The sequence below is a fragment of the Winogradskya consettensis genome (assembly GCF_018332715.1).
Taxonomy (GTDB): Bacteria; Actinomycetota; Actinomycetes; order Mycobacteriales; family Micromonosporaceae; genus Actinoplanes; species Actinoplanes consettensis.
On the sequence record NZ_BOQP01000052.1, the window covers coordinates 180,325 to 197,279 of the forward strand.

Genomic DNA, 16,955 nt, shown 5'->3' on the forward strand with positions numbered 1-16,955 from the left:
TCCTTCACATCTGCGTACGCAAGAGGCCCGCGGCTACTCCTTCGGCGCCTCATCCGTCGGGAACGCCGCATATTGCAGAGCCACCACCCGGGCTCCCGGCGGCGGGTCGGCATTGCGCTCCCGCCGCAGATAAGGCTCGATCAACGCCTTGACCTGCGCGTTGATAGCCGTCAACTCCTCTAGGGTCACCAACAGCGTGGGCAGGTTGAGCTGAGCAGCCTCCCGCCACTCCCGCGGCTCCTCACCCTGCCGCTCCCACCACTCCTGCAACTTCGCAGCACTGCGCGCCACCCACACGTCAACCAGCGCCCGCTCGGCGGCCACGCTCTCGGGCTCATCGAAATCGGCATCGATGGACACCCCGCGGGCATTGCTCCGCCAGACCCGCTCCCGCCCGTCCCCCCGGCTCGGCGCCTGCTCCACCAGCCCCACCTTCGCCAACTCCCGAAGGTGATAACTAGTCGCACTAGGTGACAACCCCACCAGATCCGCACACTGCGTAGCGGTCACCACATCACCCGTACTCGTCAGATACTCCAAAATCGAGATCCGCGCCGGATGCGCCAGCGCCCGCATAACCTTCGGATCGGTGATGCGCGAAGTCCGCTGCTGCTCAGCCATCTCAGAATGATCCCCCGCTCCGCCCCGGCACCGACCCGGGGCTACGCCACTTTGAGCTGCTCATCGCCGAAATCGGCGATGAGCATCAGCGTCCCGCCGAGCGCGGAGATGTACCGACTGAGAACCTCCTGGGTCGAAACATCACCGGACTCGATCTGAGAAACCCTGGCGACCGAGATCCCCATCCGCGAGGCCACCTGTTCCTGCGTCATCTCCCGCCGCTTACGCAACTCCCCGAGGCGCCACCCACGGGCCTCATCCAGCATTTTGCCCACACCGGCCTCGAACCCCGCCGGCCCGCCTGCCGTCTCCACGGCACGAGCAAGATGATCCGTATCCCGCCACCGCTTGACACCACTCATCGCTGACGTCCGTCCAGTGATTCGCGCTCTGCCAAGTATGTGCTGTAGAGCCGCTCCGCCTCAGGAACAGCCTCCCGGTACCACCGTTTCCACTGGCCGGATTTATCCCCCGCCAACGGTGTCGACCAGCGGCCGACCTTCACCTGGGCCGTTCTGTTCCAGTACGAGAATCGCTTGATTGACCAACTGATGACTCTTCCTGTCCGCCTCATAGAGCTCATCGAGAAAGCGCTCCACCTGCGACGTCAACACGATCTCCCACTCCCACGCGGGCACCCTCCCCTCACTTAAGAATATTCTTAACACAGGGGGTTGTCGTGGAGCAAGTATGGTAAACGGGTCGCTGGGGTGGGTAGAGGCGGCGTACGCTGGTGGGCTCGCCCGCGGGGAACGCGCGCTTTCTCGTAACCGGGCACTGCCGACACCGCACCTTGACGGAGCGCCGGGCGGCCCAGGTCAGCTGAACCATCAGATACCGATGCCGAAAGGTTCCTCGGATGACGCTGCCTGCCCATACCGATCTCGATGATGATTTAGCCGCCGAACGCCGTCATCTCGTCGACTCCCGTGCCGCGTTGGGGCGCATGCGCGGGCGTGCCGAGTCACTGTTCTCCTCCGCCTCCGATGTAGCCGGGGACCCGTTCGCCGCGGAGACGCTGGGGCGGGCTCTGATGCGGCGGGTGGCGGATCTGGCCGATGATCCGACGACGCCGTTGTTCTTCGGCAAGCTCGATGTTGCCGAGACGGTGTACCACATCGGGCGCCGGCATGTGACCGACGATGCCGGGGAGCCGATGGTTCTCGACTGGCGGGCGCCGCTGTCGCAGTCGTTCTACCAGGCCAGTGTGAAGGATCCGCAGGGTGTCGCGGTCCGGCGCCGGTTCGGCTTCGTGAAGGGCGAGCTGACCAGTTTCGAGGACGAGCATCTGGACCGCGGTGAGGAGCTCGGCACGAGCAGCCGCATTCTGACGGCGGAGATCGAGCGGCCCAGGGTCGGGCCGATGCGGGACATCGTGGCGACGATCCAGCCCGAGCAGGACGAGCTGGTCCGGGCCGATCTGGAGACGTCCATCTGTGTGCAGGGCGCGCCCGGGACCGGCAAGACCGCGGTGGGTCTGCACAGGGCCGCATTCCTTCTGTACGCCCACCGCGAACGACTCCGTCGCACAGGAGTCCTCATCATCGGGCCGAACACCGCGTTCCTCTCGTACATTTCGGCGGTTCTTCCTGCCCTTGGCGAGGTGGAAGTCAAGCAGTCCACGGTGGACGGGCTGATTTCGCGCGTACCCGTCAAGGGGTTGGACAGTGAGGCAGCCGTCCTGCTGAAGCACGATCCCCGGATGGCCGCGGTGTTGCATCGGGCCCTGTGGGGGCGGCTGGCCGAGCCGACCGTGCCGATCATGGTGTCGGACGGCTCCTACCGCTGGCGCATCGACACCGAGCCGCTGCGCCGGATCGTCGACGAGGCGCGCCGGGAGGACCTGCCGTATGCGGTGGGCCGGGATCGGGTGCGGGCGCGCGTGGTCGCCCTGCTGCAGCGGCAGTCGGAGTACCGCACCGGTAACTCGCCGAACGAGACGTGGCTGAAGAAAATGGCGAAGATCGCGGCCGTACGCGAATTCCTCGACGCCGCCTGGCCCGCGGTGACCCCCGAGGCGCTGGTGGTCGACCTGCTCACCGACGCCGACCTGCTGGCTGCCTCCGCCGAGGGCATCCTGACCGCCGAGGAGCAGGCCACGCTGGTGTGGGCGAAGGTGCCGAAAACCGCGAAGTCGGCCCGGTTCAGCGCCGCCGACCTGTTGTTGCTGGATGAGGCGGCCGGGCTGCTGGAGCGGGAATCGAGCTTCGGGCACGTGGTCGTCGACGAGGCGCAGGACCTGTCCCCGATGCAGGCCAGAGCGATCGCCCGGCGCAGCGAGCACGGTTCGATCACGCTGCTCGGGGATCTCGCGCAGGGGACCGCGCCGTGGGCTGCCGCGCGATGGCAGGACACGTTGGAGCACCTGGGCAAGGCGGGGGCTGCGGTGGTGCCGTTGACGGTCGGTTTCCGGGTGCCGGATGTCGTGGTGGCGTTGGCGAACAAGTTGTTGCCGGCGCTCGGGGTTGACGTACCCGAGGCTGTCTCCCTGCGTCGCGACGGTGACCTGGCGATGGTGGCCGTGCACGACGCAGCCGAGGTTGACGCCGCGATGCTGGTGGAGGTGACCGCGGCGCTGGAACACGAGGGATCCGTCGCCGTCATCGCCGCCGACGCCTCGGTGGAGCGGGTGCGTGCGCATCTGCGAGCCGCCGGGCTGGAGGCCGCGACCCCCGAGGACGTCGACTCCGAGGCGCGCGTCACCGTGGTGCCCGCCACGATCGTGAAGGGCCTCGAGTACGACCACGTCGTCGTCGTGGAACCGGCCGAGATCGTGGCGGCCGAGCCACGCGGGCTGCACCGGCTCTACGTGGTCCTGACCCGTGCGGTGTCGGGGCTCTCCGTGGTCCACGCCGAGCCCCTGCCGTCGCCCCTCTAATTAGAGCTTCTTCACCCAGCGGGACCATTCCGGTTGCTGGTGGTAACCGTTGGCGGCCCAGATGCCGTGGGCGGCCGCGTTGTCGTCGAGGACCATGGCGTCGGCGCGGCTGCCACCCAGATCACGGAACCGCTGCTCGGCCGCGGCGATGAGCGCGCGGCCGATGCCCGCCCTGCGACGCGACGGGTCCACGGCGAGCCGGTAGAGGTGACAGCGCCAGCCGTCCCAGCCCGCGATGACCGTCCCGACGATGGTGTGATCTTCGACGGCAAGGATCAACGCCTCCGGGTCACGCTGGTGGATTGCCGCAAGCGCCGCGGGGGTGTCGGGCGGGCGGCTGTCGTTCTCGGCAGCCTCCCGCCAGAACGTCAGGACGGCGGGCAACTCGCCCATTTCGGCTGGTCGTAGCTTCAGATCCCGCACAGGGAATGATCTTAGGCTTGGGGTGTACAGATCGGCGGTTCGGTTTAACTTCCGACTGAGCCGCCCTCGGGCTCGCATCGTGGTGCGACGATCTACCCGTTCACCCCCGCATGCCGGGAGGAGCCCCGTATGCCTGAAGGAGCGAGGTTATGACCCAACCGATGCCCGGGGTCCCGAACTGGGTTGATCTGGGCACCTCCGACCTCGGCGACGCGATCCGGTTCTACACGCAGCTCTTCGGCTGGGAGGCCGAGATCTCCGGCGAGGAGTACGGCGGCTACACCACGTTCTACCTTGACGGACGGGCCACCGCGGGAGCCGGGCCGCTGTTCGGTGAGGGACAGCAGACGGCGTGGAGCACGTACATAGCCACGGACGACGCCGACTCGGTCGCGCTGCGGGTCGAGGCGGCCGGCGGCAAGGTCCTGGTGCCACCGTTCGACGTGATGTACCAGGGCAGGATGGCGGCGTTCCTCGACCAGTCCGGGGCACCGTTCAGCGTGTGGCAGTCCGGCACCATGAAGGGCGCCGACGTCTTCGACCTCCCGGGCGCGCTGACCTGGAACGAGCTGATCACCCGGGACGTGGAGGGCTCGGCCGCGTTCTACGGCGAGGTCTTCGGCTGGGTCGCCCGCGAGAGCAACGCCGGCGACTACATCGTGTGGGAGCACCGCGGCCAGACGATCGCGGGCCTGCAGCCGATGGACCACGCGTGGCCGCACGACCTTCCGCCACACTGGATGATCTCGTTCGCGGTCATCGACTGCGACGACTCGGCGGGCTACGCCCAGTCGCTGGGCGGACGTCTCGTCACGCCACCCGTGGACCTGCCCATCGGGCGCTACTCGATGATTCAGGACCCGCAGGGCGGCATGTTCTCGATCCTCCAGGCGGGCTGACGCCCCTATCTCGGCAGGCTCGCCGTGACCATGTCGATCAGCTGGTCGTAGCTGACGTCGATGTTCTCGGCCATCCCGAAGCCGCCGCCCGATTGCAGCGCAGCGAAGCCGTGCACCGCGGCCCTGAGCCGCCGCATCGCATGGACGGCCTGGGACTCGTCGAGTCCGTAGCCGCGCAGTACGGAGATGAAGACCTGCAGGAATTCCATGGCCGCCTCGGCCACTTCCGACGATTCTGCGGGAGTGTGCAGCGGGTCCAGGGGCAGGAGCGCGTACCAGCCGGGGTGTGCCAGGACGAAGGCGCGGTATTCACGCATCAGGGCTGCGACGGCGTCGTCCCGGCTGAGACCGAGGGCTGCGGCGCTCGCGGTGTGCGTCATCTTGCGCATGATCCGCGTCGACATCAGGTCGCGCAGCACCGCGAGGCTGCCCACGTGCTTGTACAGCGACGGAGAGGCGACTCCCGCGCGCTCCGCGACCGCTGCCAGGCTCAGCGCGTCGAGCCCTTTCTCGTCGACCAGGGCGAGCGCCAGATCCACCACGGCGTCGCGGTTCAGGCCGGCCTTAGGCACGGAGGTGACTACCTGTCATAGCCTTGAAGCTACGACAGGTAGCCATCCGCGTGCAACCTGTCAGCAGTACTGGGACTGCTTTCCGATCACCTTGTACGGGCAGTCGGCCGTCTCTGCCAACAGCAGCGCGGCTTCCTTGTTGCGGGTCGTCTCGCGGGTGATCACACTGCCCGGCGGGTAGAAGCCGCCGCCCGAGGAACTGGTCGGGTACATCTCGAAGGTGTAGGCGAAGATCTTGTGCGTACCCCAGAGATAGTCGAGCAGGTCACCGTCGGTGATGTAGAGAGCGCTGGACTGCTCCGGGGTGTAGTTGTTCGTCGCCGCCATCTGCCGGCCCAGCGTCGCGAACGTGTTGTTCTGATCGGCCGTCATGCCGGTCCCGGTGGGGGAATTGGTATACCCAAAAGGCCACAGGACCAGCTCTGAGTACGTGTGGAAGTCCATCGCCGCCTTGATCTGCTGGACACCGCCGACGACCCGACTGAGCACGAAGTCGCGCACCACCTTGGTCTCCGGGGCGGAGAACGCAGCCGTGCCGCGGTAGGTCTCCGACGAGGTGCTGCCCGAGGAACCACCGCAGCAGCCCCAGTTGTAGCCGTAGTTGCGGTTCAGGTCCGTCCCCACGTACGACGAACCGCTGTTGGGCTGCCGATTCTTCCGCCACGACCGGTAACTGCCCGTCGCGATGTCGTACTCCGCACCGTCCGGGTTGACCGACGGAATGATCCAGATCTCGCGACTGTCAACGACGCTCTTGACCCGGCTGTCGCTCGCATAGCTGCCCGTGTAGAGCTTCAGCAGGTAGAGGGCCATCTCCACCGTCAAATGCTCACGCGCATGATGATTCGCGTCGTAGAGGACCTCGGGCTCGCTCTCATCCGTCCCGACGTTGTCCGAGATCTTCACGGCCACGATGTCCCGGCCCTCGTACGTTTTACCCAGCACCCGCTTGCTGGCAATACTCGGATACTGCGCCACCACCGAGTTGACGTCGGCGATCATCTCCGCGTAGTTGTGGTAGGCCGCATCCCGGCTCGGGAAGTCCAGGATGGAAACGTCATCCACCTTCTGCACGGTGAAGCCGAGCGCCCGCAACGTCCGGACCTCACTGAGCGTGGCGGTCACTTCGACCACGGCGTGTTCGATACCGTCGATCGAAACACCGGTGCCGGCGATCAGGTTGCGCTGGTCGAGCGTCCGGACATCATAGATTTCGTACGCGGCCGAGCTGCCCGCCGTAGCGTTCGCGCCCGGGGTTGGCTGGGCCACCGCAGGCTCGGTGGTGGATGCTGCGATCAGGGCCAGACCGGCTGTAGCGGCGGCAACCAGACCGGTGACGCGTCGTCGTCTCACGAACGACCTCCGGGGGTGTCAGAGGAGTTCCATCCCCGTCACCACACCATCACGCATCGACGTCTGCCAATATGCCAATCTGCCCCGTACCCCGGCGTGATGCCCCCACAGCCCAGCTCAGCTTGTGCGGCTCAGCTTGTGCGACTCGGGTTGCGCGGCTCGGGTTGCGCGATTCGGCGTCGGCCGGTCAGCTTTTACTGCCGGGCGTGGCCGTCAGCCGCTCAAGCTGTGGGGCTCGGCGTCAGCTGCTCAGCTTTTGCTACCGGGCGTGGCTTCATTCTTGCTGGCCGGCGCGTCTTCGAGAACGTCGACTGGAGCGGCTTCGACTCTGTCGGCCGGCGTGGCTTTGAGTTTGTCGGTTTTGTCGGCCGTTGGTGCTGGCTCGGCAGCGCGGTCGCCTGCGGCTGCGGCGGCTTCATCACCGGCGAGCGCGGCTCGCAAACGGTCCTTCTCCGCCGTGCGCCGCTCCGCGACCGTGCCGAGCTGCTCGGCCATCTCGTTGCGCCACTTGGCGAGCAGGAAGTACGAGAAAGCCGCCGACGCGAGCAGCGCGATCATCGCCTTGACCAGGAAATTCAGCGGCACCGGCGTGAGCAACCCGAACACCACGACGAACAGTCCGAGACGGCCGAGCGTGTACTTGACGGCGGGACTCATCACCAACTCCTGTCAGCCCACGCGGTGGCTCAACCACCGCAGGCCGTAGAACCAGACCACGCAGTAGACAACCGTCAGCCCGAGCGCCCCGACGCCACCGCTGACAAGGTTGGGAAAAATCGGCGCCGTGAGCCCGGCCAGCGTCATCCCGACCGCAACCCCGAACCCGGCCGCGAGCACCGCGACAATGATCCGGTAAGCCCCGAACCCCGCCGCCCGGAACTCCTCGGTGAACAGCCAGACGGGCAGCACAATCGCGATCCACCCGCTGGCATCCCCGAACTCGGACGCCCGCACCAGCGACATCGCGCCCTCGAAGATCAGCAGAATGACCAGACCCGACACCAGCCCGGCCAGCGCCACCCCGAGCAGGTCCTGAACGGTCGCCAACCGACCATCCGCATCCCGGCGCGGTCGACGCGCACTCTCAGTCTCGGCCATGACCCCCAAAGGGTACGCCGCCCCCCCCACCAGCCCCGTCAGCCCCTGCCCCACGCCCGACGGCCCCTGCCCCACGCCCGACCGACCTTGCCCCACGCCCGACGGCCCGGAGTCCATGGGGACGCAAGGCCCCTGGCGCCGCCACCTCACGAGTGGCAGCGCCAGTGTTACCCCGCGTCAGGCCCAGACCTGCTGGGGTTCGCTACGGCGCTCGGCGAGGGAGATCGGCTTGTCGTACTCCCTGACGATTTCGTAGCGGGTGTTGCGCTCCACCGGCTGGTAGCCGGCGTCCCAGATCAGGTCGAGCAGGTCGCTGCGGTGCATCGTGTTGGGGGTGCCGTACGAGTCGGCGTCGTGGGTGATCTTGTATTCCACGACCGAGCCGTCCAGGTCGTCGACGCCGAAGTTGAGCGAGAGCTGGGCGACGGACAGGCCGTGCATGACCCAGAAGCATTTGACGTGCGGGACGTTGTCGAACATCAGCCGGGAGACCGCGAACGTCTTCAGCGACTCGGCCGGGGCCGCCATCGTCGTCTGCGCCTGGATCCGGTTACGGATCTTGCCGTCCGCTGAGTCGACGAAGTCGTGCTGGTAGCGCAGCGGGATGAAGACCGCGAAGCCGCCCGTCTCGTCCTGCAGCTCGCGCAGGCGCATAACGTGGTCGACCCGGTGGCGCGGCTCCTCGATGTGGCCGTAGAGCATCGTCGAGGGGGTCTTCATGCCCTTCTCGTGGGCGAGCCGGTGGATCCGCGACCAGTCTTCCCAGTGGGTGTTGTGGTCGACGATGTGCTGACGGACCTCCCAGTCGAAGATCTCCGCCCCGCCACCGGTCAGCGACTCCATGCCCGCGTCCATCAGCTCGTCGAGGATCTCGCTGGCCCCCAGGCCGCTGATCTTCTCGAACCACTGCACCTCGGTCGCGGTGAAGCACTTGAGCTTGACGTTCGGCAGCGCCGCCTTCAGCTCGCGCAGCACCTTGGGGTAGTAGCGCCAGGGCAGCGTCGGGTGCAGGCCGTTGACGATGTGCAGCTCGGTGAGCTGCTCGTCCTCCATCTCCTTGGCCTTGCGGACGGCCTCGTCGATGCGCATCGTGTACGCGTCCTTCTCGCCCGGCTTGCGCTGGAAAGAGCAGTATGCGCAGCTGGCGGAGCAGACGTTGGTCAGGTTGAGGTGCCGGTTGACGTTGAACATCACCCGGTCGCCGTTCATCTCGGTGCGCTTGTGGTGCGCGAGGCGCCCCAGCCAGGCGAGATCGTCGGAGTCGTAGAGGGCGATGCCGTCCTCGCGGGTCAGCCGCTCGCCGGCATAGACCTTGGCCTCGAGCTCGCGCTTCAATCCGACGTCCATCCGGTCCCCTTCTCACGCTCACGGTCCGATCCACGATCGCGGTGGAACCGGTGGATCGAGCCTACGTCCTACCTCCGACAGAAACATGGTCCCGGAGCTCGATGGGCGGCGCAGGTCACGTAAGTAGGGCAGGATTCTCAGGGTCCTTTCATGTTGAATCAATCGACAGCGGTACAGGTGTTGGGGTAAGACCTTTATGTGGCCGACCGTGCCGGTCGGCTGCCGGTTTTCGGGCAGGGAGCTCATGGCGATCAAGTGGCTGGGCCGACGCGGCATCGCGACTCGCGTGCGCCCCTGGTGGCGGCCCCTGGCGCTGTCCGCGGCTACCGCTGCGGCCATCGCTGCGCTGTTCAACCCCGTGCCCGCACTCGCTGCCCCGACCACACCACCGGCCATCCCCGGCGCTGTCCCCGACACCGGCACCAACCCGTTCGCCGCCGGCGGCACCATCACGATGCCCGGCGAGCAGACCAGCAGCACCACCCCGTCGACGACCACCCCGATCTCAACCGGCCTGGTGACGAGCCCCACGCTGAAGAAGATCGAGGCCGGTCGCACGGAGATCGCCCGGATGGGCGAGGAGCTCGCCAAGCTCCAGGAAGACCTCACCCTCGTCACGCAGCAGCTCACCACGGCCACCACCAAGGTCACCGACACCCAGACGGCCATGGCACAGGCCGAGGCAGAGGTCCGGGCCGCAGCAGCCACTTCTGTGCGCGACGCAGCAGCGCTCCCGCCCGGTGCACTCGGCTCCGGGTTGCAGGACCTCGACTCCCTCGCCCGCATCCAGCGCGGCGACTCGGCGAGCCAGCAGGCCGCCGCCCGGCAGCTGGACATCGTCAAGTCGGCGCATGAGAACGCGCTGCTCGAGCAGCAGGCGCTCCTCGCACGGCAGACCCAGGTCACCGCCGACCAGTCGGCGAAGCAGACCACGCTCACGCAGAAGAGCGCCGCCCAGCAGAAGCTCGAGCAGGACAACGCCACCGAGATCAACGCGGCCGACGCCGCCGAGGCAGCCCAGGACGCCGCGGTCGGCGCCGACTACCTCGCCGGCGAGGACAAGGGCCGCGGCGCAGACCCCCGCGCGCTCGCGGCGCTCAAGATCGCGCTGGCGCAGCGCGGCGACCCGTACGTCTGGTCGGAGGAAGGCCCGAACCAGTTCGACTGCTCCGGGCTGATGTATTACGCCTACCGCTCGGCCGAGGCGGGCAACTTCCCGCTGGTCCGGGTCTCCCGCGACCAGTACAACCAGACCAACGACAAGACCGTGGACCGCTACTCGCTGCTCCCCGGCGACCTGCTCTTCTTCAGCTCGTCCAACAGCTGGACAGAAATTCACCACGTCGCCATGTACGCCGGCGACGGCATGATGGTCGAAGCGCCGCGCACCGGCCTGGACGTGCGCCTGACCCCCGTGCGTTGGACCCGGCTCTTCGCGGCGACCCGCATCTACGGCTCGGTCGACGGCGCGGTCGAGGGCCCGGACCTCGGCCCGGCCGACCCGGAAACCCCGAGCGACCACACGCCGACGAAGCCCGGCACCCCCGCACCGACCACCTCGCCGACGAAGCCGCCGTCGACCACCCCGACGAAGCCGAGCACGTCGCCCACGCCGACCAAGACCAGCAAGCCCCCGACCACCCCGTCAACGTCACCGTCGACCACGCCGCCGTCAACGACACCGTCAACGACACCATCGACGACGCCGCCGACAACGACGCCGCCCCCGACGACAACACCGCCGACCACCACCGCGCCGTCGCCGGAGAAGTCGGAGACCACATCGCCGGCCGCCAGCTCCGAATCCACCAAGTCACCATCGGCGGAGACCTCCGAGTCGAAGGACACATCGCCGTCCGCCTCAGCCATCGAATCGGCGCAGGCAAAACAATCGAGCTGATCGGCCGACCACACTGCCGCTGGTCAGGCAGCAAATAGACACCTGATCTTCAGGCATGGACCGGTTGACGCCGGATGCGCACACGAGCGCTCATGTGGCACGGTAGTGACGAGCGCCCGGCATCCAGCTTGCCCGGCGTCCGATATATGACGTCGGCGCGCCACGTGGCGGCGATCGGGAGGACCCATGGACGAGCAGCAGACGAATCCGGACAGCGACGGCACAAAGTCACCCGCTGCAGGACCGTCCGGCTCCCGGCCGCAATCCGATCAGGGGTACGAATTCCCGCCACCCCCTGCCCCCGGAGCGCTCTGGGGCACCCCAGCCACACCCAGCACCACCAGCCCCACCCCCGCCGCGAGCACCGCCTACAACGCAGCGCCCAGCTCGGCCCCGGTGTCAGGCTCCGCCCGCGTGCCCAGCCCACCCCCCGCCTCGGGCCCGACACCTGCCAGCAGCTCGGCCCCGGTCTCAGGGTCAGCCAGTGTTGCCAACTCGGCCCCCACCCCCGGATCAGCCGCTATCGCCAGCCCCGCCCCCGCCTCAGGGTCAGCGACTGTCGGCAGCGCGGCGCCCACCTCAGGATCAGCCACCGTTGGCAGCGCGGCGCCCACCTCAGGATCAGCCACCGTTGGCAGCGCGGCCCCCGTCTCTGGGTCAGCCAGTGTTGGCAGCTCCGTGCCTGTCTCCGGGTCGGCTGGTGTTTCGAGTTCCGCGCCTGTCTCAGGGTCGGCTCGCGTGAATGCGCCGACGAGCCCGCCGCGCGCATCCAGTGGTTCTTCGCGGCCGACGAGCCTCGCGGGCATGTCCAAGCCACCCGCCGCTCCGAAGTCTGCTCCCTCGCTTCCGGCGTCGGCCTCTTCCGCCCTGTCCCTCTCCGCTTCGGCCCCGGGCGCCCCAGTCTCACCATCGCCCGCCGAACCGGTCCCGGGTGCGACCGCGTCGAAGACCCCCGCGACCCGGACCAGCGGTTCGGTCTACGGCGCCCGCCCCGCTCAAGCCCCGGAACCGGCAGCCTCCGAACCAACGATCCTGCAGCCAGCAACGGGAACCCCGTCGACCTCCCAGCCTGCGACCCCCCAGCCTGCGACCTCGTTGCCTGCGACCTCGTTGCCTGCGACCTCGTTGCCTGCGACCTCGTTGCCTGCGACCTCGTTGCCATCGAGCCCGAAGCCTGCGACCTCGTTGTCGAGCGCAGAGGTGTCCAGCCCGAAGTCCTCGAGCCAGGATTCCTCGAGCCAGGAGCTCCCGAACTCGCAGCCGCGGAGCTCGCAGTCCTCGACCCCGCAGTCTTCAAACCCGCAGCCGGCCGGTTCACAGTCGGCGGGTTCGCAGTCGTTCAGTGCCGAGGGGTCGCAGCCGGAGAAGCCCGAGCCGACCCGGCCCGAGCCCGGTAGTCCCGCTCCGGGGCATCCGCACCCGATCAGCCCGGAACCGAAAACTCCGGACCCAACCGAGCCCCCGACGCCACAGCGACCGGAGCCGAGCCCACCCGCGCCCACCCCGCCGGGTCCCGGGCCGTCGCCCGTGCCGACCCCACCCGTGCCGACCCCGCCCGTGCCCACCCCGCCAGGTCCTGGGCCGTCTCCCGTGCCGCCCGGCCCGAACCCGCCGAGCCCGCTTCCGCCCGGTCCGGGGCCGTCGCCTGTGCCACCGAGCCCGACGCCGCCGAGCCCGCTTCCGCCGGGGCCGGGGCCGTCGCCTGTGCCACCGATGCCTGAGCCGGTTCCTGCGCCGCGTCCCGGGCCCTCGCCGGTGCCGCCGGTTCCGACGCCTTCGCCCGTACCTCCCGGTCCGGGTCCTTCGCCCATCCCGCCGATGCCGTCCTTCCCGTCGACGGCGGCGTCGACGGCGCCGGCGACATCAGCGGCGACATCAGCGGCGGGTGATTCCGGGTCTGGTTTTCCGGCCAACGGCACCGGGCTGCCTTCCAGCGCGAGCCGTTCGTCCGGCCTGCCTTCCTACACGGTTCCGCCCACGGCGGCGCCGGCCAGTGAGGCGACCATGCCGTTCTCGGCGGCACCGTCGCAGGCGGGCCGGTCCAGTTCGGCGAACTACCCGTCGACGCCGTCCGATTTTCCGAACTCGGCACCGCCTTTCGGTCAGTCGCGAGCTGATTCGGCGCCGCCGGTTCGGCCTGCGTCGTCGCCGGTGTCCGGTCGGCCGTTCTCGCCGGCGAGTCGTAACTCGGTGCCTTCTGCCGAAGAGACCGCTGCGGCCTGGTCGCAACTCACCGCGGCCCAGTCAGCCGGGCAGGGCAGCGGGCAGAACAGCGGGCAGCAGTCGCACAGTTCGGCGGACTTCGCCGATCGCACCTCTGTGCTGCCGCCGTCGGCGTCCTCCACGCCCGCGGCCGATCGGACCATGGCGCTGCCGTCGGCTGCGGCGGGTGCTGACACCACCATGCCGATCTCGGCGGCGGGTCTGTCCGTGCCTGGCGACCGGACCATGCCGTTGTCGGTGGCCGGGGGGCACTCCGGGGACGAGACCGCTCCGTTCGGGTTAAATGCATCGGGCGGCTCTCGGCAGCCGTTCGGACAGCAGTCCGGGCCGGGTGGCGGCCCCTCCCGGGGGTCGACGACGTACGGGTCGGGTTCCGGACAAAGCGGGTCGGTGCCACAGCAGCGTGGCGATGCTCACGTGTACGGCGGCCTCGCGGATTACGCGCCCGCTGACATGACGATGCCACTGACGATGAACCCGGTGGACAACTCCGGCTCGCTGACCGGGCACATCCTGGCTCAGGGCTGGCGGGACACCCCGGATACGCAGCGCAAGGGCAACGTCAAGGTGGTCGTGGCCATGGTGGTTGTGCTGCTGGTGCTGGTCGGTGTGAGCCTGGCTTTCCTCTTCACCGTGGGCGATGCGTTCAGCGACATGATCGGTGGAGTTTTCTCGTAACCGGTTGTCGCGGGGGCGCTGTGCCCCTAAGCTGGCGGGATTGCGCCGAGGGTGAGTCTGCCCACTACCGGCGCGGAATGCGGGCAGTGTCCACGACGTTGACCCGTACACTGATGACAGTAATTGACCTGGCGTGCCCACGAGGCGCACGCCACGGGCGTTCTTGCGGGCAATTCAGCGGCGAGCTTCTCGTAGCCGCGGCGGGCCATTCGCGAGCATGCGCCCCCGTAGAGAGGTTCTCTTGACCACTTTCGCTGATCCCAGCACGTTCCCGTCCGTTTTCGACCAGTCCGACTCCCCCGCTGCCGACCCGACGACCGCAGACGTCGAGATCGTTGCCACCGAGGTGGAGACCCCCCAGACTTCCGGCGCGCAGACCGCCGACGCCCCCAAGACCGAGGACACCGCGCCCGTGACTGCTGAGACTCCGGCCGACACGACCGTGACCGCCGAGGTTGCCGAGGACGCTGCCGAGATCGAGATCGTCGAGGCCACCAAGAGCTTCGCCGACCTTGGCCTGCAGCCCGAGCTCGTGCGCGTGCTCAGCCGCGAGGGCATCACCACCCCGTTCGAGATCCAGGCCGCGACGATGCCCGACGCGCTCGCCGGTCGCGACGTGCTCGGCCGTGGCCAGACCGGCTCCGGCAAGACCCTTGCCTTCGGCCTTCCGCTGCTGGCCCGGGTCTCGCAGGGCGGTCGCGCTCTGCCGCACTACCCCAAGGCCCTGATCCTGGTGCCGACGCGCGAGCTGGCGATGCAGGTCGCCGACGCGCTGATGCCGCTCGGCCGCTCGGTCGGCGTCTTCCTGAAGACCGCCGTCGGCGGCGTGCCGTATGACCGTCAGATGGACGCGCTGCGTCGCGGCGTCGAGGTCATCGTCGCCACCCCGGGCCGCCTCGGCGACCTGATTGAGCGTGGTGCCTGCAAGCTCGACAGCGTTGAGGTCACCGTCCTCGACGAGGCCGACCAGATGGCTGACATGGGCTTCCTGCCCGAGGTCACCGAGCTGCTCGCCAAGACCCCGGCGAACGCTCAGCGGCTGCTGTTCTCGGCCACCCTCGACGGCGACGTCGACCAGCTGGTCAAGCGCTTCATGCACGACCCGGTGACGCACTCCACGGACCCGTCCGAGGCGAGCGTCTCCACCATGGAGCACCACCTGCTGCTGATCCCGCCGCACGACAAGTTCCCGATCACGTCGTGGATCGCCAACCGGGAGGGCAAGACCATCGTCTTCGCCCGCACCCAGATGGGCGTCGACCGGCTGGTCGAGCAGCTCGCGGCGGTCGGTGTCCGCGCCGGCGCTCTGCACGGCGGCAAGACCCAGCGGGTCCGCACCCGCACGCTGGCGGAGTTCAAGGAAGGCCGCACGAACGTGCTGGTCGCCACCGACGTCGCCGCCCGCGGCATCCACGTCGACGGCATCTCGCTGGTCATGCACGTCGACCCGCCGAAGGACCCGAAGGACTACCTGCACCGTGCTGGTCGCACGGCGCGCGCCGGCGAGTCCGGTGCGGTCGTGACGCTGGTTCTCCCGAAGCAGCGTCGCAGCACGCAGGCCATGATGCAGAAGGCCGGCGTCACGCCGGGCGAGGTCCGGGTCCGCCTGGGCGACGAGAACCTGGCCGAGATCACCGGTGCCCGCGAGCCCAGTGGCATCCCGGTCAAGATCGAGCCGGAGCGCAACGAGCGGGGCGACCGTCCCCGTCGTTCGTTCGGTGACCGTCCCCAGCGTGGTGGCTACGGCGACCGTTCGCGCGGCAGCGAGCGTGGTGGCAGCAGCTACGGCGACCGCCCGGCCCGCCCCTACGGCGACCGTGACCGTTCGTTCGGTGGCGACCGCCCCCAGCGCACCTACAGTGACCGTCCCGCGGGCGACCGCACTTACGGTGACCGCAATGCCAGTGACCGTCCGTCAGGCGACCGCGGCTACGGTGGCCGTCCGTCCGGCGAGCGCAGCTACAGCGACCGTCCGGCGGGCGAGCGCAGCTACAGCGACCGTCCGGCGGGCGAGCGCAGCTACAGCGACCGCCCCACCGGCGAGCGCACCTACGGTGACCGTCCGACCGGTGACCGTCCGGCTCGCAACATCAGCGACCGCCCGACCGGTGGCTTCCGCCGCGAGGGTGGCCGCAACGAGCAGGGCAACGGCCGCTTCCAGACGGGCCGCCCGGCACACACCCACTGAGCACCAGCACTGAACACCAAGCACGAGCACTGGGCACCAAGCGCTGAGCGCAGCAGCTGAGCGTTGATCCACAGAGTTATCCACAGGACGGCCTCCGGCAGCACGCCGGGGGCCGTCCTGCGTTAGACGGGCGGGATCGGGGTATGGGCAGGGCATGGTTGCCTTACCCACCTCGTTGTTCTGGGAGCGCCGCGACACCGTCGGTGCCGAGCACGCCCTGGTCGATTCGCGGACGGGGCTCGCCGCCCGCGGGACCGTGCTCGCGGTGGATCCGATCGGCTACACGGCCCGCTATGAGCTTCGGACCGATCCTTCCTGGGTGACCACGTCGCTCGAGGTCAGCACCGAGGGCGGCGGGTGGGGGCGGACCCTGCGGATGGAGTCCACGGGTGGCCAGTGGCGGATAACCACCTCCGAGCGGGGTGATCTCGATGCCGCGCTGACCGCCGCTGGGCACGCCGGCGCGGGGCTGCCCGGCACCGAGGACACGGATCTGCTGGCCGGGGCGTACGACGTCGATCTCACCGGGTCACCGTTGACGAACACGTTGCCGATCCGCCGGTTGGGACTGCTCAAAGCCGAGCCCGGGATCGCGCACCGGATCAGTGTCGCCTGGGTGCTGCTGCCCAGCCTGGAGGTCGTCCAGGCGGACCAGATCTACACGGCGGTCAGTGAGGGCACCGTACGATTCGCAAGTGAGACCTTCAGCGCCGATCTGACCGTCGACGATGAGGGTTTCGTGCGCGACTATCCCGGCCTGGCGAAGCTTCGGTAG

Annotated in this window: 15 protein-coding genes and 1 pseudogene; 6 read left to right on the plus strand and 10 right to left on the minus strand. The window is 68.7% G+C overall.

From position 1 onward, the window contains the following. Positions 1-33: 33 nt before the first annotated feature. Positions 34-621 carry an ArsR/SmtB family transcription factor gene (locus Aco04nite_RS41910; RefSeq protein ID WP_213002731.1) on the minus strand — a complete coding sequence of 196 codons (588 nt, stop codon included), beginning with the start codon at positions 619-621 and terminating at the stop codon, positions 34-36. 41 nt (positions 622-662) lie between these two features. After that, a complete protein-coding gene (locus Aco04nite_RS41915; protein ID WP_213002732.1) occupies positions 663-983 on the minus strand; it encodes a helix-turn-helix domain-containing protein in 321 nt (106 codons plus the stop codon). 497 nt (positions 984-1,480) lie between these two features. Here Aco04nite_RS41915 and Aco04nite_RS41920 point away from each other — a divergent pair, with 497 nt between their 5' ends. Next, a complete protein-coding gene (locus Aco04nite_RS41920; protein ID WP_213002733.1) occupies positions 1,481-3,499 on the plus strand; it encodes a HelD family protein in 2,019 nt (672 codons plus the stop codon). On the opposite strand, the gene Aco04nite_RS41925 is transcribed toward Aco04nite_RS41920, so the two are convergent. Further along, the gene (locus Aco04nite_RS41925; protein WP_244876684.1) at positions 3,500-3,922 is read right to left on the minus strand and encodes a GNAT family N-acetyltransferase; all 423 of its coding nucleotides are present in this window, start codon (positions 3,920-3,922) and stop codon (positions 3,500-3,502) included. It abuts the gene before it with no gap. A 149-nt stretch (positions 3,923-4,071) separates the two neighbouring features. Here Aco04nite_RS41925 and Aco04nite_RS41930 point away from each other — a divergent pair, with 149 nt between their 5' ends. Beyond that, on the plus strand, positions 4,072-4,821 hold the full coding sequence (locus Aco04nite_RS41930) for a VOC family protein (protein WP_213002735.1): 750 nt from the start codon (positions 4,072-4,074) through the stop codon (positions 4,819-4,821). 5 nt (positions 4,822-4,826) lie between these two features. Here the strand turns inward: Aco04nite_RS41930 and Aco04nite_RS41935 are convergent, their stop codons facing one another. The 5 genes and pseudogenes from Aco04nite_RS41935 to mqnE all read right to left on the minus strand — a co-directional run bounded on the left by Aco04nite_RS41935 (position 4,827) and on the right by mqnE (position 9,191). Next, positions 4,827-5,393: a TetR/AcrR family transcriptional regulator gene (locus tag Aco04nite_RS41935; RefSeq protein ID WP_213002736.1), complete on the minus strand. Its 567-nt coding sequence runs from the start codon at positions 5,391-5,393 to the stop codon at positions 4,827-4,829. A 63-nt stretch (positions 5,394-5,456) separates the two neighbouring features. Continuing rightward, positions 5,457-6,746: pseudogene (locus Aco04nite_RS41940) on the minus strand (M14 family metallopeptidase); the annotation flags it as partial. Positions 6,747-6,995: 249 nt separating this feature from the next. After that, complete coding sequence (locus Aco04nite_RS49335) at positions 6,996-7,403, minus strand: DUF4229 domain-containing protein (protein WP_244876685.1); 408 nt, start codon at positions 7,401-7,403, stop codon at positions 6,996-6,998. Positions 7,404-7,415: 12 nt separating this feature from the next. Further along, positions 7,416-7,793 (minus strand): hypothetical protein, encoded by a 378-nt coding sequence (locus tag Aco04nite_RS41950; RefSeq protein WP_244876686.1) that lies wholly within the window; start codon positions 7,791-7,793, stop codon positions 7,416-7,418. A 228-nt stretch (positions 7,794-8,021) separates the two neighbouring features. Then, complete coding sequence (gene mqnE, locus Aco04nite_RS41955) at positions 8,022-9,191, minus strand: aminofutalosine synthase MqnE (protein WP_203836816.1); 1,170 nt, start codon at positions 9,189-9,191, stop codon at positions 8,022-8,024. Positions 9,192-9,435: 244 nt separating this feature from the next. Here mqnE and Aco04nite_RS41960 point away from each other — a divergent pair, with 244 nt between their 5' ends. Beyond that, on the plus strand, positions 9,436-11,091 hold the full coding sequence (locus tag Aco04nite_RS41960; protein WP_213002739.1) for a C40 family peptidase: 1,656 nt from the start codon (positions 9,436-9,438) through the stop codon (positions 11,089-11,091). A 995-nt stretch (positions 11,092-12,086) separates the two neighbouring features. Here Aco04nite_RS41960 and Aco04nite_RS41965 read toward each other — a convergent pair. Both Aco04nite_RS41965 and Aco04nite_RS41970 read right to left on the minus strand, forming a co-directional pair. Continuing rightward, the gene (locus Aco04nite_RS41965; protein ID WP_213002740.1) at positions 12,087-13,004 is read right to left on the minus strand and encodes a hypothetical protein; all 918 of its coding nucleotides are present in this window, start codon (positions 13,002-13,004) and stop codon (positions 12,087-12,089) included. A 189-nt stretch (positions 13,005-13,193) separates the two neighbouring features. After that, the gene (locus Aco04nite_RS41970; protein ID WP_213002741.1) at positions 13,194-13,541 is read right to left on the minus strand and encodes a hypothetical protein; all 348 of its coding nucleotides are present in this window, start codon (positions 13,539-13,541) and stop codon (positions 13,194-13,196) included. A gap of 226 nt (positions 13,542-13,767) precedes the next feature. On the opposite strand from Aco04nite_RS41970, the gene Aco04nite_RS41975 reads away from it, so the two are divergent. The 3 genes from Aco04nite_RS41975 to Aco04nite_RS41985 all read left to right on the plus strand — a co-directional run bounded on the left by Aco04nite_RS41975 (position 13,768) and on the right by Aco04nite_RS41985 (position 16,955). Then, the gene (locus Aco04nite_RS41975; RefSeq protein WP_213002742.1) at positions 13,768-13,992 is read left to right on the plus strand and encodes a hypothetical protein; all 225 of its coding nucleotides are present in this window, start codon (positions 13,768-13,770) and stop codon (positions 13,990-13,992) included. 241 nt (positions 13,993-14,233) lie between these two features. Next, positions 14,234-16,180, plus strand: a complete 1,947-nt coding sequence (locus tag Aco04nite_RS41980; protein ID WP_244876687.1) for a DEAD/DEAH box helicase — start codon at positions 14,234-14,236, stop codon at positions 16,178-16,180. 154 nt (positions 16,181-16,334) lie between these two features. Further along, positions 16,335-16,955, plus strand: a complete 621-nt coding sequence (locus tag Aco04nite_RS41985; RefSeq protein ID WP_213002743.1) for a putative glycolipid-binding domain-containing protein — start codon at positions 16,335-16,337, stop codon at positions 16,953-16,955.

Coding starts and splice junctions, on each gene's coding strand:
- Aco04nite_RS41970 (WP_213002741.1), bottom strand. CDS start 13,541: ATGGTCCGGTCGCCAGGCACGGACAGACCCGCCGCCGAGATCGGCATG.
- Aco04nite_RS41985 (WP_213002743.1), top strand. CDS start 16,335: ATGGTTGCCTTACCCACCTCGTTGTTCTGGGAGCGCCGCGACACCGTC.
- Aco04nite_RS41975 (WP_213002742.1), top strand. CDS start 13,768: ATGACGATGCCACTGACGATGAACCCGGTGGACAACTCCGGCTCGCTG.
- Aco04nite_RS41915 (WP_213002732.1), bottom strand. CDS start 983: ATGAGTGGTGTCAAGCGGTGGCGGGATACGGATCATCTTGCTCGTGCC.
- Aco04nite_RS41930 (WP_213002735.1), top strand. CDS start 4,072: ATGACCCAACCGATGCCCGGGGTCCCGAACTGGGTTGATCTGGGCACC.
- Aco04nite_RS49335 (WP_244876685.1), bottom strand. CDS start 7,403: ATGAGTCCCGCCGTCAAGTACACGCTCGGCCGTCTCGGACTGTTCGTC.
- Aco04nite_RS41920 (WP_213002733.1), top strand. CDS start 1,481: ATGACGCTGCCTGCCCATACCGATCTCGATGATGATTTAGCCGCCGAA.
- mqnE (WP_203836816.1), bottom strand. CDS start 9,191: ATGGACGTCGGATTGAAGCGCGAGCTCGAGGCCAAGGTCTATGCCGGC.
- Aco04nite_RS41910 (WP_213002731.1), bottom strand. CDS start 621: ATGGCTGAGCAGCAGCGGACTTCGCGCATCACCGATCCGAAGGTTATG.
- Aco04nite_RS41960 (WP_213002739.1), top strand. CDS start 9,436: ATGGCGATCAAGTGGCTGGGCCGACGCGGCATCGCGACTCGCGTGCGC.